Raw genomic sequence first — 12,808 nt, 5'->3', positions numbered from 1 at the left:
GAGAGTTCAGCTCTTTTGCGGCTCGACGACGCGGATGTGCAGTTCGCGCAGCTGCTTGAGCTCCGCGTTGGAGGGCGCGCCCATCAGCAGATCCTCGGCGCGCTGGTTCATCGGGAACAGCGTGATCTCGCGCAGGTTCACAGCGCCACAGAGCAGCATCACGATGCGGTCCACGCCGGCGGCCATGCCACCGTGCGGCGGCGCGCCATATTGGAAAGCGCGGTAGAGGCCGCCGAAGCGATCTTCCACATCCTGCTTGCTCAGGCCAACCTTCTCGAAGGCCTTAACCATCAGCTCGGGCGACTGGTTGCGGATCGAGCCGGACGCGATCTCGAAGCCGTTGCAGACCATGTCGTACTGGAAGGCCTTGATCGAAAGCGGATCGGGCCCGTCCAGCGCCTCCATCCCGCCCTGCGGCATGGAGAAGGGGTTGTGCGCGAAGTCCAGGCTCTTGGAGTCCTCGTCATATTCGTAGAACGGAAAGTCCACGATCCAGCACAGGTCGAAGCGGTCCTTGTCGATCAGGTCGAGCTGCTCGCCGACGCGGATGCGGGCAAGACCGGCGAGCTTGGCGGCCTGCGTCTCCTTGCCGGCGGCGAAGAACACGCCATCATTGGGACCAAGGCCGAGCGTTTCGATCAGCTTGGCGGTCGCCTCCGGCCCGTGATTCTTGGCGATGGGGCCGCCCGGCTCGCCATCCTTGATATTGATATAGCCAAGGCCCGAAAAGCCTTCCGAGCGCGACCAATTGTTCATCTCATCGAAGAACTTGCGGCTGCCCGCGCCGGCGCCCGGCGCGGGAATGGCGCGGATGACGCCGCCGCTCTCGACGATGCTCGCGAAGATGCCAAAGCCCGAGCCGACGAAATGATCGGTCACATCGGTGATGATGATCGGGTTGCGCAGGTCCGGCTTGTCGCTGCCATATTTCAGCATGGCTTCGGCATAAGGAATGCGCGGGAAGCTGCCGGCCGGCGTCACTGGCTTGCCATCGGCAAAGGTCTCGAAGACCTGGGCGATCACCGGCTCCATAGTGTTCCACACATCTTCCTGCGTGACGAAGCTCATTTCCAGATCGAGCTGGTAGAACTCGCCCGGCAGGCGGTCGGCGCGCGGGTCTTCATCGCGGAAGCAGGGCGCGATCTGGAAATAGCGGTCGAAACCCGCCACCATCAGCAACTGCTTATACTGCTGCGGCGCCTGCGGCAGCGCGTAGAACTTTCCGGCATGGATGCGGCTGGGCACGAGGAAGTCGCGCGCGCCCTCCGGCGAGGACGCCGTGAGGATGGGGGTCGAATATTCGGTAAAGCCCGCGCCTTCCATGCGACGGCGCATGTCCGAGATGATCTTTGTGCGCTTGACGATGTTGGCGTGCAACGTCTCGCGGCGCAGATCGAGGAAGCGATAGCGCAGGCGGATATCCTCGGGATATTCCTGCTCACCCGCAACCGGGAGCGGCAGCTCCTGCGCGGCGGATAGCACGACGGCCTCTGCCGCACGCACCTCAACCTCGCCGGTCGGCAGGTTCGGGTTCACGGCTTCCCTGGCACGCCCCACAACGGTGCCGGTGATGGTGACGACGCTCTCCGCCTTCAGGCTCTCGATCACATCGAACACCGGGCCGCTGACCTCGGTGACGATCTGCACCATGCCGTAATGGTCGCGCAGGTCGATGAACACCAGATCGCCATGATCGCGCTTGCGGTGGACCCAGCCGGACAGCCGAACAGTCTCGCCGGCATTGGCGGCGCGGAGCTCCCCGCAGGTGTGCGTGCGATAGGCGTGCATGGTCTAACGGCCTTTTATTTTCACGCGCCTCATTGCGAGGGCGCCAATTGGATGACAAAGACGACTTGTGGGGGATATGGTGATACGCTCAAGCGTGCCGCCGGCCCCCAATCCGAGGACCGGCCAATAATAAGATCACCTGCCATATGCAAATCCATCCATTGATCACTGACAGCTCTTCCCTCGCCGCGCTGTGCGAGCGGTTGTCCAAGGCCGACTTTGTCGCCGTGGATACCGAGTTCATGCGCGAGAACACCTATTGGCCGGAACTGTGCCTCTTCCAGATCTCCGACGGGAAGGAAGCCGCGGCGATCGACCCCAAGGCGCCCGGGCTGGACATGGGGCCTTTGCTCGACCTGCTGGTGAACAATGAGGATGTGCTCAAGGTCTTCCACGCCGGCGGGCAGGATATCGAGATCGTCTTCAACCTGACCGGCAAGACGCCGCACCCGCTGTTCGACACGCAGATCGCCAGCATGGCGCTGAGCCAGGGCGAACAGATCGGCTACAGCAATCTGGTCGACAGCTGGCTGGGCATCCATCTCGACAAGGGCGCGCGGTTCACCGACTGGGCGCGCCGTCCGCTGGACAAACGGCAGATCGATTATGCGATCGGCGACGTTACCCATCTCGCCGCAATTTTCCCCATGATGCTGGAGGAACTGCGCAAGACGGGGCGCGGCGTGTGGCTCAATCAGGAAATGGAGCGGCTCGCCGATCCCGGTAATTATGAGGTCAATCCCGCCGAGGCGTGGAAGCGCGTGCGCATTTCCAGCCGCAAGGCCGATGTGCTCGGGCGTCTGAAGGCGCTCGCCGCCTGGCGCGAGACCGAGGCGAAGGACAAGAACCTGCCGCGCGGACGCATCGTCAAGGACGAGACGCTGGCCGACATCGCCTCCCATCCGCCGCGCAAGCAGGAGGATCTGGGCAAGGTGCGCGGGCTTTCGGCGAGCTGGAAAGGCAATGACATCGGCGCGCGGCTGATGGCGGCGGTGGAGAATGCCGGCCCCCTGCCCCGCGACGAAATGCCCGAGCGCGACCCGGGTCGGCCTGGCCTTGGCAAGGAGGGCGCGCTGGTCGCCGATCTGCTCAAGCTGCTGCTCAAGATCCGCTCGCGCGAGATCAACGTTGCCTCGCGCCTGCTCGCCCGCGCCGACGATCTGGAGATGCTGGCGGCGGGCGTGCGGACCAACCTGCCGATTCTGGAAGGCTGGCGGTTCGAGCAATTTGGCCGCGACGCGCTGGATCTGGTGGAAGGCCGCATGGCCTTCGCGGTGCGCGACGGAAAGCTGCTGATGACCCGCACGGAAAAGCTGGCCGAGCCCAACGACTGATCGCCTGCCGGATGACCGGTGGACGCCCGCATGCTAGGCTGGCCTTTTTTGAGGAAAGGCCCGGCACCATGCGCATGATCGCTCCCCTTCTTGCTCTTGCCCCGCTGACAGCCTGCGCTACCGCCACGACCAGCGTAGGCGAACCGCCAATGGCCGGCAACGGCGCCTGTTCGGCGGACGGGCTGCAAAGCGCCATCGGCCAGCGCGCAACCGCGACACTGGGCGCCGACCTCCTCGCCAAATCCGGTGCCCGCACCCTACGCTGGGGCCCGCCGCGCTCCGCCAGGACGATGGACTATCGCGAGGACCGGCTGAACATCAGTTACGATGACGCGATGATGATTGAGCAGGTGAACTGCGGGTGACGGGGGCCGAGCGGGCAATTCGAGATGGCACGACATTGTAGAGCCGTGCGGATGGCGGACCGTCCGGACGCGACGTCATGCGAGCCCTCCTTCTCCCCTTGAGGGAGAAGGATACGCAGCCTTGTCGCCGTGAGGCGGCTAGGCGCAGTTGGATGAGGGGTGCGGATCTCTGATCCGCTCGATCCTGCGGATCGACACCCCTCTCCCAGCTTCGGCTAGGCAGCAAGCTGCCAAGTCTGCGCATCCCTCTCCCTCAAGGGGAGAGGGCTTGGAAGACGCCCTGCTCCCCAACCCAAACCGCCCCCATCACGCATCGAGCAGATAGCCCATGCCCATGGCCTGGCCGAGTTGGCGCAGGCGGCGGTCGATGGATTCGCCGGCGAGTGCCGCATGTTCCGGGTCGAGGCGCAGGATGACGGTGCCGTCGCGCACATCGAGCGAGGAGCCGTCCAGCGGGCCTTCCGCGCCGCCGGAGAGGCGCTGGCACAGGCGGATGGCAAGGCCCCACTGGATCGCGCGGCGCAGCAGCGGCTCGGGGGCGAGACCTGCGAGCAGCGCGGGAATGCTGGTGCCGCCGCCGAAATTCGCGTGCAGCGCCTGCCCTAGCGCGGCGCGCTCGGCGGCATCCACGCCGACCCAATTGCCCTGCAAGGCGAATTCCATGCCACGTTCGGCGCGAAACTCGGGATTGGCGCGCCAGCCGACATCCGCCAGCAGACAGGCCGCGAAGCGGATGCGCGCCCATTCCGGCGGATCGTCGTGGAACAACGGCGCGATCCAGCCACTGATCGTGTCGCCATGGCCGACAAAGCGCCCCTGCGCCTCACCCTCGATGCGGGCGGCGACGAGGAGCGGGTCCTGATTCGCCATATCGCGCGGCAAGCTCTCGTAGAGCAGCCCTTCCCGCAGCCCGAAGGCTGAGACGGTGAGATGGGCAGAGCGCAGCCGTTCCACCACCGCGCACAGCAGATGCGCGGCATCCGGCAGCGTGGGAAAACGCGCGCTGGAGACGCCGACCGCCTTGAGGTCCGCCTTTTGCGCGCTTTCCAGCCATTTGAGCAGTTCGGCCGGGCGATCCGGCGTCATTTCGTAATGATGCAGGATCGGCAGCGAATAATTGGTGAGGTGCATGTCCAGCCGCGCCAGCGCGCGCCAGCTTCCGCCGATCAGATAGAAGGGCAGGCCCTGCTCGATGTCGCCAAGACCCTGCGCCTTCAACAGCCCATCGAGATGCGGGACCAGCCCCTTGCGTCCCCGCGCGCGGACGTCACCGATCCGAAAAATGCCGAGCGGCAGGGAAACGGGCATCTCAACGCCCTCGGGCCGCACGCGCACCAGTTCGAGGCTGCCGCCGCCCAGATCGCCCATGATCCCGTCCGCACGCGGCATGCCGGAGAGCAGCCCGTGGGCAGAGGCCAGCCCTTCCTCCTGACCGCTCAGCACGCGGACCTCCAGGCCGATCTCTGCCGCGCGTTCGATGAAGGTATCCCGGTTGGACGCATCGCGCACGGCAGCGGTGGCGACGCAGGTGATCTGGTCCACCTCCATCTCCACGCACAGCCGCGCAAAGCGCTCCAGCGCCACCAGCCCGCGCTCCATCGCCGCCGCGCCGATCCGCCCGGATGTGCCGATCTCGGCGCCCAGGCCCGCCAGCACCTTCTCGTTGAACAGCACGAAGGGAATGCGCCGAGGCCCATCATAGACAACGAGGCGAACGCTGTTGGAGCCGATGTCGATAATCGCCGTGCGGCGGAAATGCGGCCCGTTGAGCGTCGCCTTCATCGAGCGGCGCGTCGTGCGATCCAGCAGGGTCATGGCCGAACCCCTCCCCTCAGCCACGCTCGGAGAGCGAGAGCTTTGGCACCGCGCGGGCGGAGCGCCGCGAGGCACCGCGACCGGAGAGGGACGGATTGGTCATGAAATAATGATGCAGGTTGAACGGCTTCTTCCCCGGCTTGAGGCGTGTGTAGCTGCCATCGCTGCCCAGCGCCCAGCTCTGCTCGTCATCAAGCAGATTGGCCACCAGCACCTGATCGAGCACCTGATCATGGACGGTCGGGTTCTCGATCGGCAGCATATACTCAACCCGCCGGTCGAAATTGCGTGGCATCCAGTCCGCCGAGCTGATGAACAGCCTGGCGCTATTGTTGGGCAGGGACTTGCCATTGCCGAAGGCCCAGATGCGGCTGTGTTCCAGGAACCGCCCGATCACCGACTTGACCGAGATATTCTCCGACATGCCCGGCACGCCGGGCCGCAGGCAACAGATGCCGCGCACGATCAGTTCCACCTTCACGCCCGCATTGCTGGCGGCATAAAGCTGCTCGATGATCGCCGGGTCTACCAAGCTGTTCATTTTCGCCCAGATCGTCGCGGGGCGGCCAGCGCGGGCATGCTCGATTTCCGCTTCGATCAGCGCCGCGAGCTTGTCGCGCATGTGCAGCGGCGAGAGCGTGATCATCTCCATATGCTGCGGCTCGACATAGCCAGTGATGTAATTGAACACGGCGGCGGCATCGCGCCCGGCCCGGGGATCGGCGGTGAAAAAGGATAGGTCCGTATAAATCCGCGCGGTGATCGGGTGGTAATTGCCGGTACCGAAATGGCAGTAGGTGCGAAAGCCGTTGCCCTCGCGCCGCACGACCATGGAAATCTTGGCGTGGGTCTTCCAGTCGATAAAGCCATAGACGACCTGCACGCCGGCGCGCTCCAGTTGCGCGGCCCAGAGCAGGTTCTGCTCCTCATCGAACCGCGCCTTCAGCTCGACGACGGCGGTGACGGACTTGCCTGCCTCGGCCGCATCAATGAGGGCACGGATGATCGCGCTCTGCTTGCCGGCACGGTAGAGCGTCTGCTTGATCGCCACTACATCGGGATCGTCCGCCGCCTGCTTGAGGAAGGCGATGACGACATCAAAGCTCTCATAAGGGTGGTGGACGACGATGTCCTTCGCGCGAATCGCGGCGAAGCAATCGCCGCCATATTCGCGGATGCGCTCGGGGAAGCGCGGGGCGTAGGCCGGGAATTTGAGGTCCGGCCGGTCTTCCTCGACCACCTCGGCCAGATCGGCAATGCCCATGAAACCATCGATATCCACGACCATGGCCTCATGGCCCTGCATCATCGTCTGCAGCTTGGTTTCGACCGGTTCGGCCACGCCGCTCTCGATTTCCACGCGGATGATCCGGCCGCGCCGGCGCTGCTTGATGGCGCTTCGATAATAGCGGACGAGATCCTCGGCCTCTTCCTCGATCTCGATGTCGCTATCGCGCAGGATGCGGAACAGGCCGCTGTCCCGCACGATGAAGCCGGGGAAGAGCAAGGCCGAATAGCGCCGTACCAGTGCCTCAATGGCAATGTATCGCGCATTCTTGCCCGGCACCCGGATGAAGCGCGGCAGCGTAGCCGGCAGAATCACCAGCTCCTGCACCACCTCCTTGTCCGATTCGCGCAGCAGGTCGAAGAACAGGCTGAGGCCCTTATTGGGAATGAACGGAAACGGGTGGGCGGGATCGAGCGCCTGGGGCGTGAGGATCGGGAAGATCTGCTCGAGGAAATGCTGGCGCATCCAGCTGTCCGCGCGGGCATCCACCGGCTCGGGACCGATCACGCTGATATGTGCGCTGCGCAACGCGGCATGAAGATCATGCCAGACGACCTGCTGGGCGGACATCAGCGCCTCGGCCCGGTCGCCGATCGCCTCCAACTGCTGGGCCGGGGTCAGCCCATCGACCGAGCGCATTTCGACGCCCTGGAGCTGCTGGCCCTTGAGACCGGCCACCCGGACCATGAAAAACTCATCGAGGTTGCTGCCGGAGATGGAGAGAAAGCGCAGCCGCTCCAGCAGCGGATGCGCCGGATTGCAGGCTTCCTCCAGTACGCGCTGATTGAAATTGAGCCAGGACAGCTCCCGGTTGAAGTAGCGCGCCCCGTTTGCGGCGCCCGCGCCCGTGATCGAAGAAGTGGGATCGGCTTCAGACACGGTCAGTGGGTTCCCTCATGCGGTGCGGTCTCATCCGCCCCGTCTAGCAGCGCATTGTTACGGAGCGCTTGCCGCGCCAGCGCAACCGAGAGTTTCTGCCCACGCGCCAGCGACAGCGCGTTCAGCTCGGCCACGACGCCGTCGATCGCGGCATAACAGCGTGCGGTGCGGCGGGCGAGAAAATCCGGGAGGTCCGGGGCGAAGGCAGAGCCGGCCCGCTCCAGTCCATGGGCGATCAGCGCCGCGGTAACGGCTTCATCCGGCGGCAGAATGCGCGCGATGGCGGCGGTGGCGAGACGCGTGCGCAGATCGGGCAGCGCAATCGTCCATGTCGGCGGCGCCCCTCTGGCGACCATCAACAGCGGCCGGCCCGAATCGCGCGCCTCGTTCCAGAGGTGGAACAGGTGGGTCTCATCGGCGCGGTCGGCATCATCGACCAGCACGCCACCGCTTTCGCGCAGAAACACCTCCGCAATGAGCGAACGGCCGGACCGGGATGGGCCGACGAGCAGTGTGCAGGGCGAGGGCCAGCGCTGCCAGTCGCGCACCAGAGCGAGCGCGTCGGCATTGGCAGCGTGGACCAGCAGACTTTCCGCTCCGCCATGCCGCGACCAGCCGATGGGCAGCGGCAACTGGGTCATTGCCCGCCCCCGCCTCCGCCGGCTGGTGGACTTGCGCTCCGACGGGCGATCCGCAGCGTGTTGCCAGATACGGCGACCGAATATCCCCGTCCTTCAAGCTGCGCGCGCAACTGCTCGATCGTGCCGCTGAAGCCGACCTGCATGACAGACGTGCCGCCGAGTGCCAGGCTTGAGGTCGAGGCCGCGCTGACCCCCGGAATACCCCGCAGCATCGCCTGCGCTTCCCCGACCGAGGCCGTGGTGGGCGTCTCGATCTGAACGCTGAACGAGGCGGCACCGGGCGTATCGGCCGGCAGGACACCGAGGATCGCCTCCAGCCCAACCGCATTCTCGATCTCGACCGCGTTGACCGGCTCCTCGATCACCAGCGAGGGGTCGAGCCGCAAGGTGCCGTCCGCCAGCGCGCCGGCGTAAAGCTGGTCGATGCGCGCGACGGCATCGCTCATCATCTTGGGCAGGTCGGCGGGCGTGGCGGCGCGCAGGGTGAAATCCCCGATGAAATTATTGTCCGGCCCATAGCGCGCGCTGAAATGGCCGGTGATCGGCCCGCCGGGAAAGCTGCGCTCGATCCGCGCGATCGGCATGATCACATCCGCCGCGCCATAGAGATCGAGGAGGATACGCCACCAGTTGCGCCCGCGCCGGCCGATCTGACCGGGATTGAGCAGCAGGGAATCGGGGCCATCGCCAGCGGTGCGCACATAATCGATCGGGCTGTCGGAAATGCGGAATTCCGCCCACGCCTTCTGCCAGGGCGTCACCCGCTCGAACGTCATCGGCGTACCCGAATCCCAGAGAACGGGGATCACCAGCAGCGGCGGGGAGCGGCGAATCTGCCCGGAAACGCCAAGCGCCTGCCCGGCCCGGGCGCGATCGAACATCACCGAGAGCGTAGCGATATAGCGATTGGGACCGATCTGCTCCTGCTGCACCTCGATACCGGACACCAGCCCATCCAGCACGCTGTCCCCAAGCGCAGGGCCATTGCCGCCATGCGTGCGCTTCCACAGCGATTGCCAGGCGAGGCGCTGGGCCAACCGCCACCCGGTCGCCCGCGCCGCATCGGCATTGGGCCCGGCGACATCGACGCGAATATCCTTCACCTCGAAATCGCCCTGCGAGGCCAGCGGCGCAATGCCCCGCTCACCCTCGATCTGCGCGACCAGCACAGCCGCAAAGGCCGCCAGAACCAGCGCGAACACGAAGTGAATGGGGCGCAAGGATGGCAGAGAGAGCGTCACGGCGCCCTTTTGGCGGCATTGTTCTGGAAAACCAAGCCCGATTTGGTAAGGGCCACGCATGGACTCCAAGCACAACCAGCCCGAGGGCTACACCTATGCGCAGGCCGGCGTGGATATCGCTGCCGGAAATGCGCTCGTTCGCGCCATTGCTCCGCTCGCCCGCGCGACGCGGCGACCGGGGGCCGATGCCGATCTGGGCGGATTCGGCGGCTTCTTTGACCTGAAGGCCGCGGGCTTTACCGATCCGCTGCTCGTTGCGGCGAATGACGGCGTCGGTACCAAGCTCAAGCTCGCCATCGATAGCGGCAAGCATGACACGGTGGGCATTGATCTGGTGGCGATGTGCGCCAACGACCTTATCGTGCAGGGCGCAGAGCCGCTCTTCTTCCTCGATTATTTCGCCACGGGGCGCCTCGACAACGGCGTTGCGGAGCGGGTGATCGCGGGAATCGCGGAGGGATGCAAGCAGGCCGGCTGCGCGCTGATCGGCGGCGAGACGGCGGAAATGCCCGGCATGTACGCTGATGGCGATTATGATCTCGCCGGCTTCTGCGTCGGCGCGGTCGAGCGCAACAAAGTGCTAACCGCCGACAAGGTGGCCGAGGGCGACGTGATTCTGGGCCTCGCCTCCTCGGGCGTCCACTCCAACGGCTATTCGCTGGTGCGGCGCCTGGCGGCGGACAAGGGCTGGAAGCTGGACGGCCCTGCCCTGTTCGATCAGGAAGTGCTGCTCATCGACGCGCTGATGGCGCCGACCCGGATCTATGTGAAGCCGCTGCTGCCGCTGGTCCGCCAGGGCCTCGTCCATGCGATGGCGCACATCACCGGCGGCGGCCTGCTGGAGAACATCCCGCGGATTCTGCCCGCCGGCCTGCACGCGCATATCGATGCGGATCTTTGGGCGCAGCCGCGGCTGATGGCTTTCCTTCAGGCGCAGGGCAATATCGAGCCGGGCGAAATGGCGCGCACGTTCAATTGCGGGATCGGCATGGCCGTGGTCGTGGCGCCCGCCGATGTGGACGCGGTGAGTGCGGCGTTGCGTGAGGCGGGCGAGACCGTCCACCGCATCGGCGAGATTCGCGCTGGCGAGAAGGGCTGCACCGTGCGCGGATCGCAAGAGACGTGGTGCGCCATGGCAGACTGGAACGCGGTCCATCTGGGGTAATAAGCCCGAACGGATTGGGGGAACTGACGTGTCCAAGGCCAAAGTCGCGGTGATGCTCTCCGGCACGGGGACGACGATGACGTCGCTCCTCTATGCCTCGCGCCTGCCGGACTGCCCCTATGAGATCGTGCTCGTCGCCTCCAACAAGCCGGAAGCGCGCGGACTGACCGTCGCGGCGGCCGAGGGCGTGGCGACCTTTGCCCACAGCCACAAGGGCATGAACCGCGAGGCGCATGAGGCGATCATGCTCGACGCGCTGCGGGCATCCGGCGCCGATTATGTCGCGCTGTGCGGCTATATGCGCATCCTCACCGCCGACTTCGTGGGCCAATGGGCCGGGCGGATGCTCAACACCCATCCGTCCCTGCTGCCCAAGTTCAAGGGGCTCGACACGCACCAGCGGGCCATCGATGCTGGCGACAGCCACGGCGGCTGTACCGTCCACCTCGTCACGCCGGCGCTGGATGACGGCCCGGTATTGGGGCAAATCCCGGTCGCGATCCTGCCCGAGGACACTGCCGACACGCTCGCCCAGCGCGTGCTTTATGCGGAATATCAGCTCTATCCCCGAATGCTCGCCAGCTATGTGGGGCGCGAGATGGACCCGGACTGGCTGATCGGACAAGTGGGCCAACTCGCTCTCGCCTTGCCGGAGACACATGCCCGCGACTCGCATGGGGCGGCGGGTTGGCGCGTGGGCAGCGAAACGTCGGGCAAGTTCTTCGCTTATGTCTCGGTGCGCCACCATGGCGAGGATGCGGTGGCGCTACTGGTCAAGACCTCCGGCGCTGACGAAATGGCCGCGCTGATCGAGGCCGACCCCGACATCTATTATCGCCCGGCTTACTACGGCGCGAGCGGCTGGATCGCGATCCGCCTCGACCGCCCGGGCGTCGACTGGGAGCATGTGCGCGGCTGGCTGGAAAAGAGCTGGCGGGCCGTGGCTCCACGGCGCCTCGTCTCGCTGATGAACGTCGCGGACAGCTTCTAGGCCCCGAGAGTTAGGGTGCTGTCCCGTTCGCCATCCAATCCGATGTCGCCGACCTTCGTCTCACCGGCAGCTCAGGCCTTGTGGGTCATAACGGGACTATCGGCGGCGTTAACCAACCACCGACGCAAAACCTTCATGATCCGGCAATCACGGCGTCAAATTCTTCCCATAGGCGCTGCTGCGTTAACCATGTGGGGAGATTTTTATGACGCGCTTTTCGATTTCGACCATCCTGCTGGCCGCCGCTGCGGTCATCGCTCCCGTGACGGCGCACGCCGAGGTTCGGATCACGGAATTCATGTACAAAGGCGCCAGCGACGGCAATCGCGAGTTCATCGAACTGACCAACATTGGCAATGCCGGCATCGACATCACCGGCTGGTCCTACAATGACGATAACACGAACAATCCAGTCACGTTCGGCAATGCCTTCGGCCTGCTGGGCGCCAACGAATCGATCATCCTCACCGAGATGACGGCCGACGCCTTCCGCAGCTACTGGAACCTGGACAGCAGCGTGCGCATCTTCTCGATTGGCGGCAATTCCAACCTCGGCAATGGCGACACGATCAACATCTATAATTCCGCGAGCCAGTCGCTCGCCACGCTGGTTGACAGCGTGACCTATCCCGCCGGCACGACGGCCGGCGTCTCGCGCAATCGCCCCGCAAGCCTGACCGGCACCGCGACCAACAGCCAGTTCGTCTATTCGGCTACCGGCGATGCTTTTGGCTCGGCCTACGCCTCGGGCGCGCAGTCCGACCTCGCCAATCCCGGCCGCTTCGCAACTCAGACGGCCGCAGTGCCCGAGCCGGCGACCTGGGCGATGATGATCGCGGGCTTCGGCCTCATCGGCCTGCGCGCGCGGCGCAGCCGCAAGGTGGCTTTCGCCTGATCCACTGACATGAACGCACGAACCCCGGCTTCCTTCCGGAGGCCGGGTTCGTATTTGTCGCAAGAGACCCGGCGCACCCTCCCGGACATCTTGACCGTATCGACACATAGGCGTAGGGGGTATTCCTATGTCGCACATGTTGGAAATCAATCCGCAGCTTCTTGCCCGCGTTCGGCGCATCGGCGGGCAAGTCAATGCCATCGAGCGAGCACTGGAATCTGACAAAAGCTGCACGGACATCCTGCATCTTGTGGCAGCCGTGCGTGGCGCGGTGAACGGGCTGCTCGATGAAATCATTGCCGAGCATCTGGAGGCGCATGTCGTGCGGCCTGGCCTGAGCGATGCCGAACGCCAGATAGGGGCGGACGAACTGCTGGCGGTCATCCGCCGCTACGCGAAGTAGGCC

The 12,808-nt window shown here is 65.3% G+C and carries 11 protein-coding genes; 6 read left to right on the top strand and 5 right to left on the bottom strand.

Going from position 1 to position 12,808, the window contains the following annotated elements:
- Nucleotides 1-6: 6 nt before the first annotated feature.
- Nucleotides 7-1,788: an aspartate--tRNA ligase gene (aspS, locus tag M2342_RS08170; protein ID WP_264578716.1), complete on the bottom strand. Its 1,782-nt coding sequence runs from the start codon at nucleotides 1,786-1,788 to the stop codon at nucleotides 7-9.
- 146 nt (nucleotides 1,789-1,934) lie between these two features.
- Here aspS and rnd point away from each other — a divergent pair, with 146 nt between their 5' ends.
- On the top strand, nucleotides 1,935-3,122 hold the full coding sequence (rnd, locus tag M2342_RS08165) for a ribonuclease D (RefSeq protein WP_264570104.1): 1,188 nt from the start codon (nucleotides 1,935-1,937) through the stop codon (nucleotides 3,120-3,122).
- A 68-nt stretch (nucleotides 3,123-3,190) separates the two neighbouring features.
- Entirely contained in the window at nucleotides 3,191-3,487 is a 297-nt protein-coding gene (locus tag M2342_RS08160) for an I78 family peptidase inhibitor (protein WP_264578715.1), read from the top strand.
- A gap of 306 nt (nucleotides 3,488-3,793) precedes the next feature.
- Here M2342_RS08160 and M2342_RS08155 read toward each other — a convergent pair whose 3' ends face one another.
- From M2342_RS08155 to M2342_RS08140, 4 genes are read right to left on the bottom strand one after another with little or no spacing between them, the layout of a single operon-like run.
- Nucleotides 3,794-5,302 (bottom strand): Ppx/GppA family phosphatase, encoded by a 1,509-nt coding sequence (locus tag M2342_RS08155; RefSeq protein WP_264578714.1) that lies wholly within the window; start codon nucleotides 5,300-5,302, stop codon nucleotides 3,794-3,796.
- Nucleotides 5,303-5,318: 16 nt separating this feature from the next.
- Nucleotides 5,319-7,469 (bottom strand): RNA degradosome polyphosphate kinase, encoded by a 2,151-nt coding sequence (locus M2342_RS08150; RefSeq protein ID WP_264575970.1) that lies wholly within the window; start codon nucleotides 7,467-7,469, stop codon nucleotides 5,319-5,321.
- 2 nt (nucleotides 7,470-7,471) lie between these two features.
- Nucleotides 7,472-8,110, bottom strand: a complete 639-nt coding sequence (locus M2342_RS08145; protein WP_264578713.1) for a DnaA/Hda family protein — start codon at nucleotides 8,108-8,110, stop codon at nucleotides 7,472-7,474.
- On the bottom strand, nucleotides 8,107-9,351 hold the full coding sequence (locus tag M2342_RS08140) for a heavy-metal-associated domain-containing protein (protein WP_264578712.1): 1,245 nt from the start codon (nucleotides 9,349-9,351) through the stop codon (nucleotides 8,107-8,109). The genes M2342_RS08145 and M2342_RS08140 overlap by 4 nt, the downstream gene beginning before the upstream one ends.
- 58 nt (nucleotides 9,352-9,409) lie before the next feature.
- On the opposite strand from M2342_RS08140, the gene purM reads away from it, so the two are divergent.
- The 4 genes from purM (at nucleotide 9,410) to M2342_RS08120 (ending at nucleotide 12,805) form a co-directional block, all read left to right on the top strand.
- Entirely contained in the window at nucleotides 9,410-10,516 is a 1,107-nt protein-coding gene (gene purM, locus M2342_RS08135; protein WP_264578711.1) for a phosphoribosylformylglycinamidine cyclo-ligase, read from the top strand.
- 28 nt (nucleotides 10,517-10,544) lie between these two features.
- Nucleotides 10,545-11,507 carry a phosphoribosylglycinamide formyltransferase gene (gene purN, locus M2342_RS08130; protein WP_264578710.1) on the top strand — a complete coding sequence of 321 codons (963 nt, stop codon included), beginning with the start codon at nucleotides 10,545-10,547 and terminating at the stop codon, nucleotides 11,505-11,507.
- Nucleotides 11,508-11,712: 205 nt separating this feature from the next.
- Nucleotides 11,713-12,402: a lamin tail domain-containing protein gene (locus tag M2342_RS08125; RefSeq protein ID WP_264578709.1), complete on the top strand. Its 690-nt coding sequence runs from the start codon at nucleotides 11,713-11,715 to the stop codon at nucleotides 12,400-12,402.
- Nucleotides 12,403-12,529: 127 nt separating this feature from the next.
- On the top strand, nucleotides 12,530-12,805 hold the full coding sequence (locus tag M2342_RS08120) for a metal/formaldehyde-sensitive transcriptional repressor (protein WP_264578708.1): 276 nt from the start codon (nucleotides 12,530-12,532) through the stop codon (nucleotides 12,803-12,805).
- Nucleotides 12,806-12,808: the final 3 nt, after the last annotated feature.

Origin of the sequence: Sphingobium sp. B8D3A (genome assembly GCF_025961995.1) — a bacterium.
GTDB lineage: Bacteria > Pseudomonadota > Alphaproteobacteria > Sphingomonadales > Sphingomonadaceae > Sphingobium.
This window is presented reverse-complemented; position numbering and strand designations above follow the sequence as displayed.

Bases quoted from the DNA above. Each gene is read 5' to 3' on its own strand.
- M2342_RS08155 (WP_264578714.1), bottom strand. From the start codon at position 5,302: ATGACCCTGCTGGATCGCACGACGCGCCGCTCGATGAAGGCGACGCTC.
- aspS (WP_264578716.1), bottom strand. From the start codon at position 1,788: ATGCACGCCTATCGCACGCACACCTGCGGGGAGCTCCGCGCCGCCAAT.
- M2342_RS08125 (WP_264578709.1), top strand. From the start codon at position 11,713: ATGACGCGCTTTTCGATTTCGACCATCCTGCTGGCCGCCGCTGCGGTC.
- M2342_RS08160 (WP_264578715.1), top strand. From the start codon at position 3,191: ATGCGCATGATCGCTCCCCTTCTTGCTCTTGCCCCGCTGACAGCCTGC.
- rnd (WP_264570104.1), top strand. From the start codon at position 1,935: ATGCAAATCCATCCATTGATCACTGACAGCTCTTCCCTCGCCGCGCTG.
- M2342_RS08120 (WP_264578708.1), top strand. From the start codon at position 12,530: ATGTCGCACATGTTGGAAATCAATCCGCAGCTTCTTGCCCGCGTTCGG.
- M2342_RS08145 (WP_264578713.1), bottom strand. From the start codon at position 8,110: ATGACCCAGTTGCCGCTGCCCATCGGCTGGTCGCGGCATGGCGGAGCG.
- purM (WP_264578711.1), top strand. From the start codon at position 9,410: ATGGACTCCAAGCACAACCAGCCCGAGGGCTACACCTATGCGCAGGCC.